The organism is Citrobacter meridianamericanus, from assembly GCF_041320245.1.
Classification (GTDB): domain Bacteria; phylum Pseudomonadota; class Gammaproteobacteria; order Enterobacterales; family Enterobacteriaceae; genus Citrobacter; species Citrobacter meridianamericanus.
This window is the reverse complement of record NZ_CP101036.1, coordinates 2,172,781-2,194,065: the sequence shown is the minus strand read 5'-3', so window position 1 is coordinate 2,194,065 and position 21,285 is coordinate 2,172,781. Positions and strand designations below refer to the sequence as shown.

Here is a 21,285-nt window from a genome sequence, read left to right as displayed (position 1 = left end):
TTGTTCAGGTTAACAGGAAAAGTGGAGAATTCCGGAAGTTAACGCACAAAAGAGAACACGAAGCCGCCGGGCATCATACCGGGAAAACACAATAAAACCACCCGCAGGTGGTTTACTGTTGCTCAATACGGTTGAGCGTTGCGGTATAACCCGTTTTCGCTACTGCGTTAAGTAGAATATCGGTTGAAAAACCTTCAGGCACGATCGCTTCTGCCTGCCGGGTCTTGAGGGAGGATTTTGCTTTAATCACGCCGTCAGTGTCACGTAGCGCCTGATTGACCGAAATAACGCACAACGAGCAGGTCATGTTTTGTATATCCAGCACCACTTTTTGGTTGGCCGCCTGAGCCCACAGCGGTAACAGCAAGCATGCAACTAACGTGAAGATCTTCATTCAACTACCTCATAAAACCAGGCTACAAGCGTTGGGTAAAATAGGACAGGTAAAATCAACGCCAGCGCGCACCAGTAAAAAATGCGCGCTTGCTTCAGCGTTAACCACCCGGAGCACCACAGCCGTTTGGAAAAATAGAGCCGCCAGAAGACATGCAGTAATAATCCCAGGGATAGCAGCACCAGAGGCGTACGCAAAAACTCAAACCGGGTAAAGATGGCAAAGCTCGCCGCCGAAATACCAAACAGCAGGTATAACAGCGGCCCAACGCAGCATAAACCCGCGGTGACTGCCGCCGCAGCGGCTGTCAATATAGTGAGACCCGCCCCTTTAGCGTTGTTCTGTAGCGACATAGCTGTAGGAGAACGCTTTAGGATCATAGAAATTAATCGGGTCGCCATCGACTTCAGCATAAGGATAACCAAAGTTGTTCATCGCGCCCTGCTCCGTTGCCGGATACAGCTCGAAATCACGCCCGTAGTTGAATCCAACCCAGTTCATTTCCCAGTTGCCAAACAGGTAGGTATTCACGGCCTGGACATCGGCGTCCTGATGCGATTTTTTCTCTGCCAGACGCATTTTGGTCACGTCAGCGGGATCGCAAGGTAACCAGCCGTAACCTGCCAGATAGAATTCGGCGCGGCAGTGTTGTCCGCCGCTCACGTCGGCGACTCCCGCGCTGTCGGCTTTGCCAAAAGCGCTTTTCGAATAACGTTCAAGCTTATTGGCTTTGCCCAGACGGATGCCAAACAGTTCACGCGCCGGAATGCCGCTGGCGCGCGCGAGAGCCACAAAAACGGAGCTCATGTCGGTACATTTGCCTTTGAGCATACCGCTTTTCAAGATCTCGGCCACATCACCCGTGCCACAGCCAATAACGTCGTTATCGCGTTCCATATGACTGCTGACCCATTCGTAAATCAGACGTGCTTTTTTCAGCGGGTCCGTCTCATTACCGGTGATTTTACGCGCGGTTTCCAGAACCAGCCCATCAACAGGGGTGTGTGCCGTTGGCAACAGGTACGGTTTTACATCCAGCGGATAAATAATCTGCTCGGGCGCTTGCCAGGTTTTCAGCGCGTCGTGCTTCAGCGGTTCCCAGTCGGCGGTTTCAATATCAATATTAACATCAATCAACAATTCGCCCTGCGAATCAGGCCAGGTGGCAAACAGCGTTTTCGCACCATAGGTATTATTGGTGGTGACGTACGCCTGCTTATAGTTCCCACTAAAGGCAAGCGCTGTCATTTGTTGAAACGCGGTATCCACCGGTAGCGGGATCCACAGTTTCACCACGCCGCTCGATCCCTTTGGAGGGGTGAGTTTATACGTTTGTGATAAGACAAAGCGTCGACGCGTCACTGGCGCGCCTGAAGGCTCTGCGGCGCTTACCGTCTGGCTTAAAACCGCTGGGCCGACTAAACCGGCGGCGGAAAGGAGAACGCTATTTTTGAGAAATTGTCGACGTTGCATTAGTGTCTGTCCATGTTGTAAGAGTTGTGCTACGGAAACCGTATACGATCATCACAGCAGACAGACGCTGATAATAAAGGTGAGTCGATGGAGGCTATTCATCAATAACAGACCTGTTAACTGTGAATGAAATGAAAAACTACGTGGCCGCTATTAAGCCATTTACAGGCAAAAAAGTACAGTAACGAGGACGAGTTCAGTATACATACACATTCGTTGCCAGTTTGCGGGCTAACCCTCTTGCTCCCTCGCGCATGACCGTATCGTGATTCCACCGAAAAGCGGGGGCTGCCAGCAGTGCAAGATAATTCATCCAGCGGATCGTGGTGCGGACGTTCCAGTCATATCTGACGAAAGTCTCTGCACCATTGGCGGAAAAAGACCACACGCCTCGCCCTTCCACCGCGCCGCTGGCTTGTCCTTCAAGCAGAGTGCAGGGCTGAATATTCAAGACGTTGATATCAAAGGTTAAGCGATAAGGGAGCACGCCTTTCCAGGTATAACGGTGCAGCGCACCAATACCCCGCATGTCCCCTTTCTTTATCTCAACGATACGTTCCAGACTTCCCCACCATTCCGGCCACTGGTCCGGATGAGAAAAAACATCCCATACATCCTGAATTGAAGCCTCAACCCGCCAGAGCGTGGAAAACTGATAGTCAGCCATAGTCAAGATTCCCTCAAGGCGTGAAGAAATTGGCGGGGAAACGGATGTTGATAATCATAGCATCCAGCAGAACGGTTTCTGATCGCTGACCATCAGGCGCATAGCTGATCACTTTGGCAGGGAGTCCGTGATAATTATCCAGCCAGATGTCGTAGCGGTGAACACCATCAACAACCATGGTTCCCGGCCCAACCACGGACACGCGGGTTGTCGCCCGTCCTGCAATGCTCTCCTGACCAACGATGGTCGTTGTACCCGAGCGCTGCAAATGGCGAATATTACCCAGCAACACGCCAATATCAGAGCGATCCACCCGATGACCGCGCTCATCCTGGATCAATGAATTGGTGGGCGATAGGTGGAAAATGGGCAATGTACCCACACCGAATGGCCATAATGTCACTTTACCGCTGACAGGATTAAAGATGATCACTGCACCTGAATGCGGCTGGGTAAAATCCATTCGCACGTAGCCGGGTTTTTGATAGCTGTAGCGAATGATTTTGCTTTCACCCAACGGCGACGAGGAGCGCAGCATAACCTGATAAGAAGTCATGTTAGTGAATGAACGTTGTGAAACCGCAATCGGATCGATGATCCTGCCAGTCTGCGAAAATGCTGAGCAACTCAAGACAAGTAATGCCGCGAACACGACTAGCGGAGAAAATGAGACGCTCATGACCGCCCCTGTATCAGCACTCTCTGCCAACAGGAGTCATCACCTGTCGATACTTTTATTATAGTTCTTAAATTGCGAGCCATTCCCCACTCGCGCCGATTCGCAAATAGAAAGATTGGCAACAATGGGGGTTTTGAGGTCGGTTAACGCATCAAGCAGATTTACCTGCCGCAAGTTATCCAGAATAACAGGCACAAAAAAACCACCCGTAGGTGGTTTCACGACACTGCTTATTGCTTTGATTATTCTGTTCTTTCCCATGGTACCCGGAGTGGGACTTGAACCCACACAGCGCGAACGCCGAGGGATTTTAAATCCCTTGTGTCTACCGATTCCACCATCCGGGCTCGGGAAGAAATTGGAGGCGCGTTCCGGAGTCGAACCGGACTAGACGGATTTGCAATCCGCTACATAACCGCTTTGCTAACGCGCCGAAATCTTCTGGCTTTTCAGCCGACATCCGCAATTGCCGATGTCTTTAATCTGGAGCGGGAAACGAGACTCGAACTCGCGACCCCGACCTTGGCAAGGTCGTGCTCTACCAACTGAGCTATTCCCGCATCACCAAGTAACTTTGTTAATCACTTGATTTTGTTATCGTCTGGCAATCAGTGCTGCCGTTCGATGCGTTGCATTCTACTTACCTGACGCAATGAGTCAACGATATTTTTCACCACTGACGATCGTTTGCTGAAATTTGCGTCGAAACGATCACTGTTCAAGCAAATCTCCCCATGCAGCGCTCAAATACTGGAACATTGACCACAAAGTCAGTATCGCGGCAACGAAGAAAAGTGCGATCCCTGCGTACTCAACCCAGATATTTGGACGCCAAAGCAGCCATGCCAACGCGGCCATTTGGGAAGTAGTTTTCACTTTTCCGATCCAGGACACTGCCACACTGCTGCGTTTACCCAGTTCAGCCATCCATTCACGCAGCGCAGAGATAATTATTTCACGCGCGATCATCGTGGCGGCAGGCAGCGTCACCCACCAGCTGTGATAGTGTTCGGTCACCAGCACCATCGCGATAGCCACCAGCACTTTATCAGCGACCGGATCGAGGAAGGCGCCAAAACGCGTGCTTTGGTTCCAGCGACGCGCCAGAAAACCGTCAAACCAGTCGGTGACCGCCGCGATACAGAAGATCAGCGCGCAAACGAAGGGAGCCCAGGTGAATGGCAGATAAAACGCCAATACAAAGAATGGGATCAGGATGACGCGAAACAGCGTGAGCAACGTAGGGATATTAAATTGCATATGACGGATAACTATCTGTTGTCAGTGAAATTACCCCTATGTTGCTACAGAGGGCTTAATGTTTCAACGAGTAGAAGATCTTTTCTGCCAGAGCTTGCGAAATACCCGGCACTTTTGCAATTTCTTCAATGCTCGCGTTACGAAGACCTTGCAAACCGCCCATATATTTCAACAACATCTGCCGACGTTTTGGTCCAACGCCCTCAATGGTTTCCAGCGTGCTGGTACTTTTCACCTTCGCCCGTTTTTTACGGTGTCCGCTAATCGCATGATCGTGAGATTCATCGCGGATATGCTGGATAACGTGCAACGCAGGCGAATCCGGTGGCAGGCTAAAGCCCTCTCCTTCCGGCTCAAAGAACAGCGTTTCCAGGCCGGCTTTACGATCGGCCCCTTTTGCCACCCCCAGCAATAGCGGATGTTGTTTGTCCCAGGGAACGTCCAGCTCAGCAAAAACGGCTTTCGCCTGCCCCAGTTGACCTTTACCGCCGTCGATCAAGATAACGTCCGGAATCTTACTTTCTTCAATCGCCTTACCGTAACGCCGACGCAGAACCTGATTCATGGCCGCATAATCATCACCCGGCGTAATGCCAGTGATGTTATAGCGACGATACTCCGCACGCAGCGGTCCATTGGCATCAAATACCACGCAGGAGGCAACCGTCTGCTCGCCCATCGTATGACTGATATCAAAGCACTCCATGCGTTTTACTTCCGGAAGCTTCAGTACCGATGCCAGCGCCGTCAGACGTTGTGTAATCGTCGACTGCTGGGAAAGCTTCGTGGTTAACGCCACTGCCGCATTAGTTCGCGCCAGCTTCAAATAACGGGCGCGATCGCCTCGTGGTTTCGTCTGAACATTAATCTTCCGCCCAGCCAACTCAGACAAAGAATCCGCCAACAAGGTTTTATCGCTAAGCTTAAAATCGAGCAGGATCTCACCGGGTAAGGTGCGCATCTGACTCCCCTGCAGATAAAACTGTCCGACGAAGGTTTCTACGACCTCGCCGAGCTCTGTTCCACCAGGCACTTTCGGGAAATAGCTGCGACTGCCTAACACTTTACCCTGGCGAATAAACAGAACGTGCACACAGGCCATGCCTGCATCAAACGCCACGCCGATGACGTCCAGATCGTCTCCAGTATTAGAAACAAACTGTTTTTCGGTCACGCGGCGTACGGCCTGAATTTGGTCACGAATGCGCGCAGCCTCTTCAAATTCGAGACTCTGGCTGGCCTTTTCCATCCGGGCGATCAGTTGGGTCAATACCTGATCGTCTTTCCCGGACAGGAACAGACGAACGTAATCAACCTGCTGCGCATACTCTTCCTCACTCACCAGGCCCGCCACACACGGACCGAGGCAGCGGCCAATCTGATATTGCAGACATGGACGCGAGCGGTTGCGATAAACACTATTTTCGCACTGACGAATAGGGAATATTTTCTGCAACAGCGCCAGCGTTTCACGTACCGCATAGCCGTTAGGGAACGGGCCAAAGTACTCGCCTTTGGCGTGCTTTGCGCCACGATGCATCGCGAGGCGAGGATGGGTATCGCCGCTGAGGAAAATAAAAGGATAGGATTTATCGTCACGCAGCAAAACGTTATAGCGCGGCTGATACAGCTTAATGTAGTTGTGCTCAAGCAGTAACGCTTCGGTTTCGGTGTGCGTTACCGTGACATCAATCTGCTGTATTTGCGCGACCAGCGCTTCGGTTTTACGCGACGCGAGGTTGCTACGAAAGTAGCTGGAAAGCCTTTTTTTCAGGTCTTTCGCTTTCCCGACATAGATGACCGTCCCGGCGGCATCATACATGCGATAAACGCCGGGCTGACTGGTCACGGTTTTCAGGAAAGCTTTAGCATCAAACTGATCGGTCACTGGCTTGTTAATGTCTCCGCATTACACAGGCCATGGCGAATTGCCAGGTGAGTCAGTTCAACATCGCCGTGAATGTTTAATTTACTGAACATTCGATAACGATAACTGTTCACCGTCTTAGGACTAAGATTCAGCTGTTCTGAGATCTCATTGACCTTCTGACCTTTGGTGATCATCAGCATAATCTGCAACTCACGTTCAGACAAACTGGCAAACGGGGTTTCCGTTTTCTCAGGCTCAATCTGGCTGAGCGCCATCTGCTGAGCGATGTCGGAGGCTATATAACGTTGGCCGGAAAAAACCGAACGAATCGCACTTACGACCTCCTGGGGCGCAGCCCCTTTGCTGAGATAGCCCGCGGCTCCTGCCTGCATGACTTTTGCAGGCAACGGATTTTCGGTATGGACAGTCAGCATGATCACTTTAATGTCAGCCGTTGAACGCGCAATTTTACGCGTTGCCTCAAGGCCACCAATACCGGGCATATTCATGTCCATCAGCACAACGTCAACGGCGTTTGAGCGGCACCATTTTACCGCATCCTCGCCGCAGCACGCCTCGCCGACAACTTTAATGCCTTTTATATCTTCAAGAATGCGTCGTATCCCTGCGCGCACCAGTTCGTGGTCATCAACAAGAAAAACGTTGATCAAAGGAATATCTCCAGAATAGGGATAACGCTACCGATAGTTAATCGGTCCTATGTTAACGGGTTTTATCTCAACTTTGAAATGTAAAAAACACCTGTCTTTCGATTTTGCTCTCGTTTTTGGAAATTAGATTGTACGAAGAGTGGAAACATTCAGTACTGATAACCTTTTGCCACGGTTATATCTGTGTAGCTGTTTCATAATGGTGACAAAAAGATCATATTCCTTCGCTGAATGCAAACCAAGCGGTCAAAGTTGTAACAATAATTAACGAGTAAAATACTCGAAATAAACAACAAGTGGAGAAAATATATGCGCTGCAACAAGTTGTTTATTTTAATGTCCGCACCTCTCAATTGCACAAAAAACAACCACTGATATTTTTAGCCTCGCTTATGGTATACTCCGCCGCCTTAAGATTTGACATCGCACTTTTTCATTGAAACATAACGAGGAAAATAAATGAGTACGCCTGACTTTTCCACTGCTGAGAATAACCAGGAACTGGCCAATGAAGTCACCTGCCTGAAAGCCATGTTAACGCTGATGCTGCAGGCAATGGGTCAAGCCGATGCAGGACGCGTGATTCTTAAAATGGAAAAACAGATCGCACTGATTGAAGATCAATCACAGGCTGCGGTATTTTCCAGCACTGTTAAGCAAATTAAACAGGCTTACCGCCAGTAATAAGAAACCGGCTGAGAGCATCGCTATCAGCCGGTTTTGCGTCTGAAACTCAGAACGGTAATTTACTCAGATAAGCCCGGTTGCAGCGGCATAACAGGCGATCTGCGTTTTGTTTGGTGCATTAAATTTCTTTTGCATATTTTTCTGGTGAAAGTTAACGGTATTTTCAGAAATCGACAGAATTATCGCTATCTCTGAAGAGGTTTTCCCCTCCGCCGTCCATTTCAATATTTCTTTTTCCCGCTTACTAAAGCGCATCTCTGGCGCCATGACCATGTCATCTTCCAGCCGCGTCAGTACCGACAAACTTTCCCGCACCAGTAGTTGCATCCTGAGCTCTACCTCATCGCTGGCAAAACAACTATTACGGACACTCGCACGCGATACCGATAAAAAACCCAACGCCCGATTAGGCAACATTAAGCATTGCGTCATTCCTTTCCGTAAACCGTGATTGCGCGCAGCATCCCACAGGGGCTGTGCATCGCGAAATAAGGAATCGTTCCAGGGTAAATGCCCCTGACTGAAGTTTTCAGGTTTCAGTACCGGGTCAATCGCAAAATAATTCTCGGACTGATAATGCGCCACCCAGGCTTTGGGATACGTCGTGTGAAGCGACGTTTTAGGCCGGGTAAAAGGTACGGGATGACGAACACAGAGCGCGTAAAAGTCGAACTCTAAATGCTGCGTCTGTTGTTGTAATTCGTTATAGACATCCTCTGCCGTCGCCATTTCCTGAAAGCGTAACAGCATGCTCCGTCGCCAGGTGAAGAAATCATGACCCTGCATACTAAGTGGTAATACCCCTGAGATTGATAATCATCCAAACATATGAAACAAGCTAACACATAAATGTATTTTATATATGTAAATTATCGGACAACTGAGCAATTACTTGAGCATTACTCAATGGCGGAAGAAAGTAACAGCATTAAACGTTAATAATAAAGCAATAATTATAAATAGTTATGCGAACAGCACTCGCTAAAAACAATTTAGACGAGTGCTGCATGCACTATTTATTGCATCAGAAACTTTTCAAGAAACTGACGGGTTCGTGGCTGCTGCGGATGCGTGAATAAGGATTTCGCTGGCCCTTGTTCTACTATCCGTCCTTGATCCATAAATATCGCCCGATCGGCCACGTCACGCGCAAAGCTCATTTCGTGCGTCACAATCACCATCGTACGCTTTTCCTGCGCCAGTTGACGGATGGTATTAAGTACCTCGCCAACCAGTTCAGGGTCGAGCGCAGAGGTCGGCTCATCAAAAAGAATCACCTCAGGGCGCATCGCCAGCGCTCGGGCAATAGCCACACGCTGCTGTTGTCCACCGGACAAGCGACGTGGATAGCTGGTTTCTTTACCTGCCAGCCCGACTTTTGCCAGCAGTTCGCGCGCACGCGCTATGGCTTCGGCTTTCGGCTCGCCTTTAACAATCACCGGACCTTCAATAATGTTTTCCAGTACCGTACGATGCGGGAACAAATTAAAGTTCTGGAACACAAAACCCACATGCTGGCGCAACTGACGAATCAGGCCTTTTTGCTGAGTTAACGAACGCGCGGTATCGATCGTAATCTCACCGACTTTAATGGTGCCCGCCTCCGGTTGCTCCAGCAAATTAATGCTTCTCAGCAGCGTGGTTTTGCCCGAACCGCTCGGCCCGATAATTGCCACCACTTCACCGGGTTTGACGTCAAGATCGATCCCATGAAGCACCGTTTGTCCATGAAATTTTTTGACCAGGTTTCTGACTTCGATAGCACTCATTTCGGCTCTCTCTCCTGGCGGTTCAGTTGCTCTTCAAAATAGTTTTGCAGTGCAGAAAGCACCGTTGCCATCACCCAATAAATCAGCGAGGCCGCCAGATACATCGTGAACACTTCCAGCGTACGCGAGGTAATCAATTGCGCCTGACGGAACAGTTCCGGTACCTGAATAGTCGCGGCCAGAGAGGTGTCTTTCACCAGGCTGATAAAGCTGTTGCTCAGCGGTGGAAGTGCAACCCGCGCAGCCTGCGGCAGGATCGCCCGACGCATGGTTTGCCAGCGCGTCATACCAATACTGGCCCCCGCCTCCCACTGCCCCTTATCGATGGAAGAGATTGCCGCACGCAGCGTTTCCGCAGCGTAAGCGGCTGTATTAAGCGACAAGCCAATCATTGCTGCCGGGATGGGGTCCAGCTCAATACCAAACTGCGGCAGACCGTAATAAATCATAAACAGCTGGGCAATCAACGGTGTTCCGCGAAAGACAGAGATATAAAAGCGCGCCAGCCAACGCACAGGCAGCAGCGGCGACAGACGCATCAGTGCCAGAATAAACCCCAGCACAAGGCCAAAGAACATCCCGCCGATACTCAGTTGCAGCGTAAAAACCGCGCCTTTGAGCAGATACGGCAGAGAATCAATCACCAGTTGGATACTTTCTTGCATTAGCGTTTTTCTACCTGGTCGTTACACGTGAGGATGGTAGGCAAACAGCGCAGGCGCCCCACCAGTATGGATAAAGAGAATTGGCCCTTCATCTTTGAAGCGTTTCTGGCTGATGCCGTCAATAAGACCCGCCATTGCCTTGCCGGTATAAACCGGATCCAACAAGATGCCTTCGAGGCGCGCCAGCAGTTTTACTGCCTCCATGCCCTCTTCGTTTGGCGTACCGTAGCCCGGCGCAAAATAATCATCCCATAACAGGATATCCGCAGTGGCCGTCAGCTCCAGTTCACGGGCAATATCCTGCTGCAGCGTAACAACTTTGGGTTTTTGATCCGCCACGCTGCGCGAGACGGTCACACCGATAAGTTCAACGTCTGGCATCAGTTGCTCCAGCCCCACCGCCAGTCCGGCATGCGTTCCAGCGCTACCCGACGCGACCACCACGGAAGAGAGCGAAACGGCCCCTTCACACTGCTGGGCAATTTCCAGCGCGCTTTCCACGTAGCCCAGCGCACCCAAAGCATTAGACCCCCCAACCGGGATCACATAAGGCCGAAACCCTTGCGCTTCAATCCGCGTCGCGAGCTCCTGCAACTGCGCATTCGGATCGGTTAGCGCATCGCACATTTCGATCTGCGTATTAAACAGGTCCAGCAGCAGACGGTTGCCATTGCTAAGATAGTTTTCCGCCGTGGTGCCAATCGGATTTTCCAGCAGCGCCACGCAGTGCAGACCAAGTTTAGCCGCAACCGCCGCTGTCTGGCGAACGTGGTTAGACTGAATCGCACCTGCGGTTATCAGCGTATCCGCGCCTTCACGCAGCGCGTCTGCGGCCAGAAACTCCAGCTTACGCAGCTTATTTCCGCCCATGGCCATCGGCGTGACGTCATCGCGTTTGATGAAAATATCGCGCCCGAGATAGTCTGAGAAGCGCGGAAGATATTCGAGCGGCGTTGGCGCGCCAATAAATTCCAGACGTGGAAAGCGCGTTAAGTTATGCAGTGGCATATAGCCTCCGGTATTCGTTGTTGTGATGTTCTTTTTATTATGCACGTTCAGGCGCAATGAAATAAAAAAAGGCGCTGTTAAAGGCGCCTTTTTTCATCGGGTGACGATTATTTCGTCACATCCGCTCCAAACCATTTTTCAGACAGAGCCTTCAGCGTACCGTCTTTTTGCATTTCAGCAATGGCTGCATCAACCGCTTTCAGCAGATCTTCATTGCCTTTACGCAGCGCCACGCCGGATTCCTGGCGGGAGAACGCTTCGCCAGTGACGGCCAGCGTATCTTTGGTTTTCTTGACCAGATCAAGCGCGGCCAGACGATCAACCAGAATGGCGTCAATACGGCCTACGCGCAGATCCTGATATTTGGTCGGGTCATCGTCATAGGTACGAATATCCACGCCCTGTACGTTCTGGCGCAGCCACTCTTCATAGTTGGTGCCCAGACCAACGCCGACTTTTTTACCTTTCAGATCGGCGGCGGTCTTAATAACGCCTTCATTGCCTTTCTTCACCAGTGCCTGAATGCCGGAGACCGTATACGGGGTAGAGAAATCGTATTTTTTCTTACGTTCGTCAGAGATGGTCACCTGGTTGATCACCACGTCAATACGTTTGGAATCAAGAGAAGCCAGCATACCGTCCCATTTGGTCGGTTTCAGCGTGGCTTTCACGCCAAGGTGCTTTGCCAGTTCCTCGGCGAACTCCACTTCGAAACCGGTCAGTTTGCCGTCATCGCCCTGAAAACTAAACGGGGGATAGGTCCCTTCCAGGCCCACCAGCAGCGTGCCGCGCTCTTTAACTTTATTTAACAGACCTTCATCTGCATAAGTCTTCACGCTCATTCCGGCGACAAGTGCAACAGCCATTACACCCATCAGAGCCTGACGTCCCAGAAGTGCTAATTTCATAGTTACCCCGAATATTGTCATTAGTGACTATCATTTATGACTAGAGTGTAAAGCGTTTGCGGTGATCCACAAACACGACTCTGTTACACCTTATTCGTTTTTAATATATATCAGAACTGGCTGTCCAGGAGGATTTCTGCATATGTCCCATATGGGTATGGGCTTTGAACTGCTCATACTTACGTAAGGCGATACGGTAATTGTTGGTGCTGGTTTCCGGCAGCCACGGGGCAAGGTTTTCGTCGAGGAAGCCTTCCTGCAGCAGGTCATGAGAGATGTTTTGTTCGGTGAGATGATTCCCGAGGCGGCGCAGGCGGACAACGTATTCGCGGACTGTACCGTGGCTCATTTCAGTCTGCTCAAATAAAAATTGTTTGAAACCGATAATGTCAAAAAAGTCGCTCTGCTCCTTGCAGTGCAAATCACCGCAAAAACGACATAGCGCCACCCACTCTTTTTTCTCCTGTTCCCACTCGGCTTCGTTCAGCAACGTGTCCAGGCGAGCGATGGCGATTTTATTGACAATTTTCCCGCGGCGAACCAGCGTGATCCGGTCGAGCAACTTGAGGCAATGGGCGCAATGCGTCTGGCTGTGTTTGAAATCTTTGAGATAGCGGCTTAGAGGCCGTCTTTTTGATTGCTGCACCGTCATGAGAACTCCTGGTAGTCAATTCGTAATGCGGCATTGTTCAGGGGTAATGATGTACCCCTATAGCTTACCCAGCTTGGTGCGTAGACGTTTGATGGCCTGACTGTGCAACTGGCTGACCCGTGACTCCCCGACTTCCAGTACCGCGCCAATCTCTTTCAGATTCAGCTCTTCCTGGTAGTACAGCGTTAACACCAGCTTTTCGCGCTCCGGCAACGCCTCGATCGCGTCCATCACGCGCTGGCGGAGGTTACCCTCAAGTAGCTGCTGTAACGGGTTTTCCTGCTGATGTTCTTCCGTCACCAGCTCAATACTATCGCCATGCTCTTCCCGCCACTCGTCGTAGGAGAAGAGTTGGCTGTTATTGGTATCAAGCAACATCTGACGATACTCTTGCACAGGAATAGCCAGACGCTCCGCCACCTCGGTTTCCGTCGCGTTACGCCCTAATTCCTGCTCCAGTTGTCCCATCGCCTGGGCCACTTCGCGAGCATTGCGCCGAACGCTACGCGGCACCCAATCCCGGCTACGTAGTTCGTCCAGCATCGCTCCACGAATACGCTGCACTGCGTAAGTGGTAAATGCCGTTCCTTGCAAAGCGTCATATCGGTCCACGGCATTCAATAACCCGATGCCGCCCGCTTGTAGCAGGTCATCCAGTTCTACGCTCGCCGGCAAACGCACCTGAAGGCGCAATGCTTCGTGACGCACCAACGGTACATAACGCTGCCACAGCGAGTGTTTATCCATTACACCTTCAGCGGTATACAGTGAATTCACGATAAACAGCCCTGCGTTAAATGAGTTATCGGCATGATTATCCGTTTCTGCAGGGGTTTTAATCGGGTGAATAGTGGGTGAAATGGGGGGTTATTTAGGGGTTATGGGTAAAGCCGAATGTAAAAAACCCCGCCGGAGCGGGGTTTGCACGATAAGCGTAAATTAACGCAGCAGAGACAGAACGTTCTGCGGAACCTGGTTGGCCTGTGCCAGTACAGAGGTACCTGCCTGCTGCAGGATCTGTGCTTTAGACATGTTGGACACTTCGGTCGCGTAGTCGGCATCTTCGATACGGCTACGAGCAGAAGTCAGGTTGTTAACGGTGTTACCCAGGTTGGTGATGGTAGAATCGAAACGGTTCTGCACCGCACCGAGGTCAGAACGCAGTGCATCAACCTGTGCCAGAGCTTTATCAAGTACAGCCAGCGGATCTGCAGTGCTGGTGCTTGCTTTAGCAACGTCTTCGTTAACCAGTTTAGGGCTACCGTTTTTATCGGTAGTAACATACATGGTTTTAGCGCCAGTGGTCACGTTACCATCAATATCAACGTTATAAGTTGCACCACTCGCTTTCAGCGTGCTGCCAGTTTTGGTTGCGTTAGCATTTTGCAAATCAGTAACCGTAGCGGCTTTGTTTGCGGTTGTTGCGCTAGTCGTCAATGTTCCGTTTTGAGAAGCATACAGCGCTACGTCAGTCTTAACAGTGGCCTTAGTACCCGTTGCATCCTCAGCAGCAACAGTAAAGGTAACCGTTTTGCCATCAACTTTAGCACTGTAGGTACCATTACCAAATGCGTCAGCATCAGCCTTAGCTGTAAATTCCATACCATCATAAGTGAATTTATCACCAGCTTTAGCATTAGCACCTAATTTTGCCATGCTCACGGCGCTACTGTTTTGTGTGGCAGTGGTCGTATAAATAGTAGAAGCTGTATTCGCCTGAGTCGCACTATCTGTTAAGCCACCATCTTTGGCACTAACATACATGTCTTTGCCGCCAACCTGTACACCCTGAGTTTTAACATCAACAGTAACAGTATTGACTACCGCGGCAGCCGCACCACCAACACTTACGGAAGCACTGTAGTTATCAGTACCAGTCGCACCAAACTTGGAGATCAGATCGCTGGCAGTGGCTTTCTGCGCACCGTTCACGCGGAAATCAGATACACCCAGGCTCTGAGTATCGATTTTTTTCAGGTCGATGGAGATAGTTTCGCCGTCGTTAGCGCCAACCTGAATTTTCAGGGTGTTGTCCTGAGCCAGCACTTTCACGCCGTTGAACTGAGTCTGACCGGATACGCGGTCAATTTCGCCCAGACGCTGAGTGATTTCGTTCTGGATGGAAGTCAGGTCGCTATCGGAGTTGGAGCCGTTAGTTGCCTGAACAGTCAGTTCACGTACACGCTGCAGGTTGTTGTTGATTTCGTTCAGCGCACCTTCAGTAGTCTGCGCGATGGAGATACCGTCGTTGGCGTTACGGGAAGCCTGAGTCAGACCTTTGATGTTTGCGGTAAAGCGGTTAGCGATCGCCTGACCAGCAGCATCGTCTTTCGCGCTGTTGATACGCAGACCAGAGGACAGACGCTCGATAGCGGAGCTCAGAGTAGACTGAGATTTGTTCAGGTTGTTTTGGGTCAACAGCGACAGGCTGTTTGTATTGATGACTTGTGCCATGATCTTTTCCTTATCAATTACAACTTGATGTTATTGGGCTGTTGCCCACGGTTTCTCACCGTAACCCATGTATCGGCACGTTAATTTCGAACTTTAGAAAATTTTTACTTTCCGCCCTCTTTTTTCTTAGCCCCTGAAATACCCTCTTTATATGCCATTATTCTGCGCATTATTTTTGCAAAACTATCATTAAACTTTGCGCGCAGATTGCCGATAACCCGCTTAACTACTGTTTGCAATCACAAGGAATTAGGCATGCCTTCATTTACATCATTGGGCGTCGGCTCAAACTTACCGCTGGATACATTGCTGACAAATCTGACGACTGCTGAAAAAAAACGTTTAACTCCAATTACTCAGCAGCAGAGTTCAAACACTGCGAGACTGACGGCCTACGGGACGCTAAAAAGCGCGCTGGAAAAATTCCAGACGGCAAATACCACATTAAATAGCGCTGATCTGTTTAAAAGCACCACCGTCACCAGCAGTACAGAAGATCTTACGGCATCGACCTCTGCCGGCGCAGCGGCTGGAACCTATATGATTAGCGTGACGCAACTGGCGCAGGCGCAATCATTAACGACGAAAAGCGGTATCAGTTCAGTGAAAGAGGCGTTAGGTGACACTTCCTCTGACACCCGCACGATTAAAATCGAGCAAAAAGGTCGTAAAGAACCTCTGGAAATTAAGTTAGGCAAAAACCAGACGTCACTTGAAGGAATTAGAGATGCCATTAACGACGCTGACAGCGGTATTTCCGCCAGTATCGTGAAAGTTAAGGAAAATGATTATCAGCTGGTATTAACGGCCGACAGCGGTGTCGATAATAAGATGACCATTTCGGTTAGCGGCGACAGTAAGCTCAATGATTTACTGGCCTACGACAGCACCGCTGGCAGCGGAAATATGAAACAGCTGGTGGAAGCCAAAAATGCGTTGTTAAAGGTTAATGGTATTGATATTGAACGCCCAAGCAACACCATTACCGATGCTCCGCAGGGCGTAACGCTGAATCTGACCAAAGTGGTCACCGACGCGCGCCTCACCGTCACCAAGAGCAATGATAAAGCAACGGAAGCGATCAAAGGGTGGGTTGATGCCTACAACTCGCTGCTGGATACCTTCTCAACGCTGACCAAATACACCGAAGTAGATCCAGGGGCCGAAACTCAGGACACCAATAACGGTGCTCTGCTCGGTGACAGCGCAGTACGTACTATCCAGACAGGGATCCGCGCCCAATTTTCCAACGGTGCTGGCGACGGTGCATTTAAAACGTTAGGCGAAATCGGGATTACCACAGACGGAACGTCCGGCAAACTGAAAATTGATGACACCAAGCTGAAAAAAGCACTGGAAGATAATACCGCGGCTACACGTCAGTTGCTGGTTGGTGATGGCAAAGAAACCGGGATTACCACAAAAATTGCCACTGAAGTAAAAGGTTACCTTGCCGATGACGGCATTATTGACGTAGCCCAGGACAATATTAACGCCACACTAAAAAAACTGACCAAACAATATCTGGCCGTCAGCAATAGTATCGACGATACCGTCGCGCGCTATAAAGCACAGTTTACTCAGCTTGATAGCATGATGAGCAAGCTGAACAGCACCAGTACTTATCTGGGTCAACAATTTTCAGCCATGAGTAATTCCTGATAACACGAGGTAAGCATGTATACCGCGAGCGGTACCAAAGCCTATGCACAAGTCAGCATAGAGAGTGGCGTGATGAGCGCCAGTCCGCATCAGTTGATCGAAATGTTGTTTGATGGCGCGAACAGTGCCCTGGTGCGCGCTCGCCTGTTTATGCAACAGGGCGATATCGTCGCTAAAGGCGAGGCCTTAAGTAAAGCCATTAACATTATCGACAATGGTCTGAAAGCGGGGCTGGATCAAGAGAATGGCGGCGAAATCGCCACCAACCTGTCCTCACTGTACGACTATATGATCCGCCGTTTACTGCAAGCTAACTTGCGTAATGATTGTCAGGCTATTGAAGAAGTCGAAGGGTTGCTCGGCAACATTGCGGAAGCCTGGAAACAGATCTCACCGAAAGCGACGTCCCAGGAGTCTCGTTAATGACCTCAGCCGTGGAGTTTATCAACCGTTGGCAGCGCATCGCGCTGCTCAGTCACTCACTGCTGGAACTGGCGCAGCGCGGTGAATGGGACCTTTTACTGGAACAGGAAGTTACCTATCTGCAAAGTATTGAAGTGGTCATGGAAGAGCAAACTCCACCAGGCATTACGCGAAGTATTCAGGATTTAGCCGCCGGGTACATTAAACAGACGCTGGATAACGAACAGTTACTCAAAACATTGTTGCAGCAGCGCCTGGATGAGCTCAGCAATCTCATCGGTCAATCGACCCGCCAGAAGACGCTAAATAACGCCTATGGCCGTCTTTCCGGCATGCTGTTAGTCCCCGACGCCCCCACTACCCCACAATAATTTCCCGTCTCGTCTGAATAATCTTCCATACTCCAGAGGTCGGCCAAACGACTTCTGGAGCACGGAAGATGAAAAATCCCACGTTATTGCAGTTTTTTCACTGGTATTACCCCGATGGCGGTCAACTGTGGCCCGAGCTTGCCGAACGCGCAGACGGGCTCAATGACATCGGCATCAACATGGTATGGTTGCCCCCCGCTTATAAAGGCGCTTCTGGCGGTTATTCGGTGGGTTACGACTCTTATGATCTGTTTGATCTGGGTGAGTTTGACCAAAAGGGAACCGTCGCCACCAAATACGGCGATAAGAATCAACTGCTGGCAGCGATAGACGCACTGAAACACAATGATATTGCCGTCCTGCTGGACGTAGTGGTTAACCACAAAATGGGCGCGGATGAGAAAGAGAATATCCGCGTCCAACGGGTTAACGCCGACGATCGCACACAAATAGACGATGAGATCGTTGAATGCGAAGGCTGGACGCGCTACACCTTCCCTGCCCGCGCAGGCCAGTACTCGCAATTCATTTGGGACTTTAAATGCTTCAGCGGCATTGACCATATCGAGAACCCAACCGAAGACGGTATTTTTAAAATCGTTAACGATTACACCGGCGAAGGCTGGAACGATCAGGTTGATGATGAATTGGGTAACTTTGATTACCTGATGGGCGAAAACATCGATTTCCGTAATCACGCCGTGACCGAGGAGATCAAATATTGGGCACGCTGGGTAATGGAACAAACCCAGTGCGACGGCTTTCGCTTAGATGCCGTGAAACACATCCCGGCATGGTTTTATAAAGAGTGGATTGAGCACGTGCAGGAGGTGGCGCCCAAGCCGCTGTTTATCGTCGCCGAATACTGGTCCCACGAAGTCGATAAGCTACAAACCTACATCAATCAGGTGGAGGGAAAAACCATGCTGTTCGACGCCCCTTTGCAGATGAAATTCCACGAAGCCTCCCGTCAGGGTCGCGATTACGACATGAGTCAGATTTTCACCGACACCCTGGTGGAAGCCGATCCGTTTCATGCCGTCACGCTGGTTGCCAATCACGACACCCAACCCTTGCAGGCGCTGGAAGCCCCCGTCGAGCCGTGGTTTAAGCCACTGGCTTATGCGCTGATCCTGTTGCGCGAAAACGGCGTGCCGTCAGTCTTCTATCCTGACCTCTACGGCGCACATTACGAAGACACCGGCGGCGATGGCGAAACCTATCCTATCGATATGCCGATCATTGAACAGCTTGATGAACTGATCCTCGCGCGCCAGCGCTTCGCGCATGGGGTACAGACGCTCTTTTTCGATCATCCTAACTGTATCGCCTTTAGTCGCAGCGGAACGGACGACGATCCAGGCTGTGTGGTTGTTATGTCTAACGGCGATGACGGAGAAAAGACCATCAATCTCGGCGCGAATTACGGCAATAAAACCTGGCGTGATTATCTGGGTAATCGCGAGGAAAGCGTGGTTACCGATGATAACGGCGAAGCAACATTTTATTGTAACGGCGGGAGCGTCAGCGTGTGGGTCATTGAAGAAGTGATTTAAAACTCAACCCCGGTGGCCATGGGCTACCGGGGCGTACGACTTATGGCAGTGGCGTAGCCAGCGGCGTTTTCTTTAACGCGTCAGCGCACTCCTGCGTTGGGCGATCGACCCGTTGCAGCGTCATACCGTCATATTCCAGCGTATTACCTTCACGCTCAATCTCATACAGCTCGCGTTTCACCGTCACGTTGGTGAGATCGCCAGAGAGCATCGTTAGCTTGCCCGGCAGCGCGATCACTCGCTGCCACTGGCGACAGTCCAGCGTATCGCCCTCTTTTGTTACCACCAGACTGGCGATCGCTTCCGGACTCACCAGGCTGCGTTGCGGACCTTTTGACTGCCAGTACCCTTCCAGACCCGCTGGCGCTGGCGTCTTCACCACGTCGTTATAATTTTCTACTTCGGCGCATCCGGTTAGCGCCAGAAATACACCAACGATTGCTAATTTTTTCATCATTCATCCTGCATGCGAAGAAAATGGGATTGTGGCATTAAAGGCCTGATGTCGCCAGCCTTTCAGCGGTGTTGATAAAGATTGATCCAGGCAGTGTTACCTCTTATTACTCATAGTCAAAAATTCTGATCGGTGTAGTATCCACACTTCTTGTTACATACCTTCTGAGTTCAGAGGCAAAACGCATGTCATGGCAACACTTCAAACAGGCCTGGTTAATTAAATTTTGGGCCCCCGCCCCTGCGGTCATCGCAGCGGGTATTCTCTCCACTTATTATTTCGGCATTACGGGAACCTTCTGGGCCGTTACCGGCGAATTCACTCGCTGGGGTGGTCAAATCCTGCAGTTGTTTGGCGTTCACGCCGAAGAGTGGGGATATTACAAGCTGATTCATCTCGAAGGTTCTCCCCTGACCCGCATTGACGGCATGATGATCCTCGGTATGTTCGGGGGCTGTTTTGCCGCCGCGCTGTGGGCCAACAACGTCAAATTGCGCATGCCACGCAGCCGGGTGCGCATTATGCAGGCCGTTGTCGGCGGGATGATCGCCGGATTCGGCGCCCGGCTGGCGATGGGCTGCAACCTGGCCGCATTCTTCACCGGCATTCCGCAGTTCTCGCTACACGCCTGGTTTTTCGCGCTGGCAACGGCAATTGGCTCTTGGTTTGGCGCACGCTTTACCCTGCTGCCGATGTTTCGTATTCCGGTCAAAATGCAGAAAGTTTCCGCCGCTTCTCCGCTAACCCAAAAACCGGAGCAGGCCCGTCGCCGTTTCCGCCTCGGCATGCTGGTGTTTATCGGCATGATCGGCTGGGCATTACTGACTGCGATGGATAAACCCAAGCTCGGTCTGGCGATGCTATTTGGCGTTGGGTTCGGTCTGCTGATTGAACGGGCGCAAATCTGCTTCACCTCCGCCTTCCGCGACCTGTGGATTTCCGGTCGCACTCATATGGCAAAAGCGATCATCTTCGGGATGGCGGTCAGCGCCATCGGTATCTTTAGCTACGTGCAACTGGGCGTCGAGCCTAAAATCATGTGGGCGGGTCCAAATGCAGTGATCGGCGGCTTGCTGTTCGGCTTCGGTATTGTGCTGGCGGGCGGGTGTGAAACCGGCTGGATGTACCGCGCCGTTGAAGGTCAGGTACATTACTGGTGGGTTGGTCTGGGCAACGTTATTGGCTCGACCATTCTGGCTTACTACTGGGATGATTTTGCTCCCGCGCTTGCCACCAACTGGGACAAAGTGAATCTGCTCAACACCTTCGGTCCGCTCGGCGGTCTGCTGGTAACCTATCTGCTGTTGTTTGCCGCGCTGATGCTGATTATCGGCTGGGAAAAACGCTTCTTCCGTCGCGCAGGGCTGACGCCTGCCAAGGAGTCTGTATGAAAAACATCGTGCCTGATTATCGCCTCGATATGGTCGGCGAGCCGTGTCCGTACCCGGCTGTTGCCACGCTGGAAGCGATGCCGCAATTGAAGAAAGGTGAAATTCTGGAAGTGGTAAGCGATTGCCCGCAGTCAATCAACAATATTCCACTGGATGCGCGCAATCACGGCTATACGGTGCTGGATATTCAGCAGGATGGCCCAACGATTCGCTATTTGATCCAGAAGTAACTGGTTGCCGGATGGCCGCTGCGCTTATCCGGCAAACAATC

Annotated in this window: 24 protein-coding genes and 3 tRNA genes; 7 read left to right on the top strand and 20 right to left on the bottom strand. The window is 50.9% G+C overall.

Annotated features, from left to right (window positions below; genetic code table 11):
- Positions 1-112: 112 nt before the first annotated feature.
- The 11 genes from NMD08_RS10450 to uvrY all read right to left on the bottom strand — a co-directional run bounded on the left by NMD08_RS10450 (position 113) and on the right by uvrY (position 7,014).
- Complete coding sequence (locus NMD08_RS10450) at positions 113-394, bottom strand: heavy-metal-associated domain-containing protein (protein WP_151218878.1); 282 nt, start codon at positions 392-394, stop codon at positions 113-115.
- Positions 391-747 carry a mercuric transporter MerT family protein gene (locus NMD08_RS10445; protein WP_151218879.1) on the bottom strand — a complete coding sequence of 119 codons (357 nt, stop codon included), beginning with the start codon at positions 745-747 and terminating at the stop codon, positions 391-393. The genes NMD08_RS10450 and NMD08_RS10445 overlap by 4 nt, the downstream gene beginning before the upstream one ends.
- Positions 725-1,867, bottom strand: a complete 1,143-nt coding sequence (locus NMD08_RS10440; RefSeq protein ID WP_151218880.1) for a transglutaminase-like domain-containing protein — start codon at positions 1,865-1,867, stop codon at positions 725-727. The genes NMD08_RS10445 and NMD08_RS10440 overlap by 23 nt, the downstream gene beginning before the upstream one ends.
- A 196-nt stretch (positions 1,868-2,063) precedes the next feature.
- Positions 2,064-2,534, bottom strand: a complete 471-nt coding sequence (locus tag NMD08_RS10435; RefSeq protein ID WP_370620118.1) for an SRPBCC family protein — start codon at positions 2,532-2,534, stop codon at positions 2,064-2,066.
- A 13-nt stretch (positions 2,535-2,547) separates the two neighbouring features.
- A complete protein-coding gene (locus NMD08_RS10430) occupies positions 2,548-3,213 on the bottom strand; it encodes a DUF1571 domain-containing protein (protein ID WP_252837686.1) in 666 nt (221 codons plus the stop codon).
- A gap of 260 nt (positions 3,214-3,473) precedes the next feature.
- Positions 3,474-3,560 (bottom strand) — tRNA-Leu (locus tag NMD08_RS10425).
- Between the two features lie 12 nt (positions 3,561-3,572).
- Positions 3,573-3,646: transfer RNA gene (locus NMD08_RS10420), tRNA-Cys, on the bottom strand.
- Positions 3,647-3,697: 51 nt separating this feature from the next.
- Positions 3,698-3,773, bottom strand: a tRNA-Gly gene (locus tag NMD08_RS10415).
- 151 nt (positions 3,774-3,924) lie between these two features.
- Positions 3,925-4,473, bottom strand: a complete 549-nt coding sequence (gene pgsA, locus NMD08_RS10410) for a CDP-diacylglycerol--glycerol-3-phosphate 3-phosphatidyltransferase (RefSeq protein ID WP_043016768.1) — start codon at positions 4,471-4,473, stop codon at positions 3,925-3,927.
- Positions 4,474-4,528: 55 nt separating this feature from the next.
- A complete protein-coding gene (gene uvrC / locus NMD08_RS10405) occupies positions 4,529-6,361 on the bottom strand; it encodes an excinuclease ABC subunit UvrC (protein ID WP_210905229.1) in 1,833 nt (610 codons plus the stop codon).
- The gene (gene uvrY, locus NMD08_RS10400) at positions 6,358-7,014 is read right to left on the bottom strand and encodes a UvrY/SirA/GacA family response regulator transcription factor (RefSeq protein WP_151218899.1); all 657 of its coding nucleotides are present in this window, start codon (positions 7,012-7,014) and stop codon (positions 6,358-6,360) included. The genes uvrC and uvrY overlap by 4 nt, the downstream gene beginning before the upstream one ends.
- A 459-nt stretch (positions 7,015-7,473) precedes the next feature.
- Here uvrY and NMD08_RS10395 point away from each other — a divergent pair, with 459 nt between their 5' ends.
- Entirely contained in the window at positions 7,474-7,698 is a 225-nt protein-coding gene (locus tag NMD08_RS10395) for a DUF2594 family protein (protein ID WP_016153474.1), read from the top strand.
- Between the two features lie 66 nt (positions 7,699-7,764).
- Here NMD08_RS10395 and sdiA read toward each other — a convergent pair whose 3' ends face one another.
- The 8 genes from sdiA to NMD08_RS10355 form a co-directional block, all read right to left on the bottom strand.
- Positions 7,765-8,487 carry a transcriptional regulator SdiA gene (sdiA, locus tag NMD08_RS10390; RefSeq protein WP_151218900.1) on the bottom strand — a complete coding sequence of 241 codons (723 nt, stop codon included), beginning with the start codon at positions 8,485-8,487 and terminating at the stop codon, positions 7,765-7,767.
- A gap of 230 nt (positions 8,488-8,717) precedes the next feature.
- Positions 8,718-9,470 carry an L-cystine ABC transporter ATP-binding protein TcyN gene (gene tcyN / locus NMD08_RS10385; RefSeq protein WP_137397256.1) on the bottom strand — a complete coding sequence of 251 codons (753 nt, stop codon included), beginning with the start codon at positions 9,468-9,470 and terminating at the stop codon, positions 8,718-8,720.
- Positions 9,467-10,135, bottom strand: a complete 669-nt coding sequence (gene tcyL / locus NMD08_RS10380) for a cystine ABC transporter permease (RefSeq protein ID WP_151218902.1) — start codon at positions 10,133-10,135, stop codon at positions 9,467-9,469. The genes tcyN and tcyL overlap by 4 nt, the downstream gene beginning before the upstream one ends.
- 21 nt (positions 10,136-10,156) lie before the next feature.
- Positions 10,157-11,143 (bottom strand): D-cysteine desulfhydrase, encoded by a 987-nt coding sequence (gene dcyD, locus NMD08_RS10375; RefSeq protein WP_151218903.1) that lies wholly within the window; start codon positions 11,141-11,143, stop codon positions 10,157-10,159.
- Positions 11,144-11,250: 107 nt separating this feature from the next.
- Positions 11,251-12,051 (bottom strand): cystine ABC transporter substrate-binding protein, encoded by an 801-nt coding sequence (gene tcyJ, locus NMD08_RS10370; RefSeq protein ID WP_151218904.1) that lies wholly within the window; start codon positions 12,049-12,051, stop codon positions 11,251-11,253.
- Positions 12,052-12,151: 100 nt separating this feature from the next.
- Positions 12,152-12,703, bottom strand: a complete 552-nt coding sequence (gene fliZ, locus NMD08_RS10365) for a flagella biosynthesis regulatory protein FliZ (protein ID WP_048218004.1) — start codon at positions 12,701-12,703, stop codon at positions 12,152-12,154.
- A gap of 57 nt (positions 12,704-12,760) precedes the next feature.
- Positions 12,761-13,480 (bottom strand): RNA polymerase sigma factor FliA, encoded by a 720-nt coding sequence (gene fliA, locus NMD08_RS10360; protein WP_016153479.1) that lies wholly within the window; start codon positions 13,478-13,480, stop codon positions 12,761-12,763.
- A gap of 162 nt (positions 13,481-13,642) precedes the next feature.
- Positions 13,643-15,157, bottom strand: a complete 1,515-nt coding sequence (locus tag NMD08_RS10355) for a flagellin (protein ID WP_370620117.1) — start codon at positions 15,155-15,157, stop codon at positions 13,643-13,645.
- Positions 15,158-15,412: 255 nt separating this feature from the next.
- On the opposite strand from NMD08_RS10355, the gene fliD reads away from it, so the two are divergent.
- The 4 genes from fliD (at position 15,413) to amyA (ending at position 19,169) form a co-directional block, all read left to right on the top strand.
- Positions 15,413-16,819: a flagellar filament capping protein FliD gene (gene fliD / locus NMD08_RS10350; protein ID WP_210905231.1), complete on the top strand. Its 1,407-nt coding sequence runs from the start codon at positions 15,413-15,415 to the stop codon at positions 16,817-16,819.
- A gap of 15 nt (positions 16,820-16,834) precedes the next feature.
- Positions 16,835-17,242, top strand: a complete 408-nt coding sequence (gene fliS / locus NMD08_RS10345) for a flagellar export chaperone FliS (protein ID WP_086503972.1) — start codon at positions 16,835-16,837, stop codon at positions 17,240-17,242.
- Positions 17,242-17,613, top strand: a complete 372-nt coding sequence (gene fliT, locus NMD08_RS10340) for a flagella biosynthesis regulatory protein FliT (protein ID WP_151218906.1) — start codon at positions 17,242-17,244, stop codon at positions 17,611-17,613. The genes fliS and fliT overlap by 1 nt, the downstream gene beginning before the upstream one ends.
- 68 nt (positions 17,614-17,681) lie before the next feature.
- A complete protein-coding gene (amyA, locus tag NMD08_RS10335; RefSeq protein ID WP_252837692.1) occupies positions 17,682-19,169 on the top strand; it encodes an alpha-amylase in 1,488 nt (495 codons plus the stop codon).
- 40 nt (positions 19,170-19,209) lie between these two features.
- On the opposite strand, the gene yedD is transcribed toward amyA, so the two are convergent.
- A complete protein-coding gene (gene yedD, locus NMD08_RS10330; protein WP_151218908.1) occupies positions 19,210-19,623 on the bottom strand; it encodes a lipoprotein YedD in 414 nt (137 codons plus the stop codon).
- Positions 19,624-19,787: 164 nt separating this feature from the next.
- On the opposite strand from yedD, the gene yedE reads away from it, so the two are divergent.
- Positions 19,788-21,014 carry a selenium metabolism membrane protein YedE/FdhT gene (yedE, locus tag NMD08_RS10325; protein ID WP_373276874.1) on the top strand — a complete coding sequence of 409 codons (1,227 nt, stop codon included), beginning with the start codon at positions 19,788-19,790 and terminating at the stop codon, positions 21,012-21,014.
- Entirely contained in the window at positions 21,011-21,244 is a 234-nt protein-coding gene (gene yedF, locus NMD08_RS10320) for a sulfurtransferase-like selenium metabolism protein YedF (RefSeq protein WP_000790504.1), read from the top strand. Before yedE ends, yedF begins: the two co-directional genes overlap by 4 nt.
- The last annotated feature ends 41 nt before the right edge of the window (positions 21,245-21,285 follow it).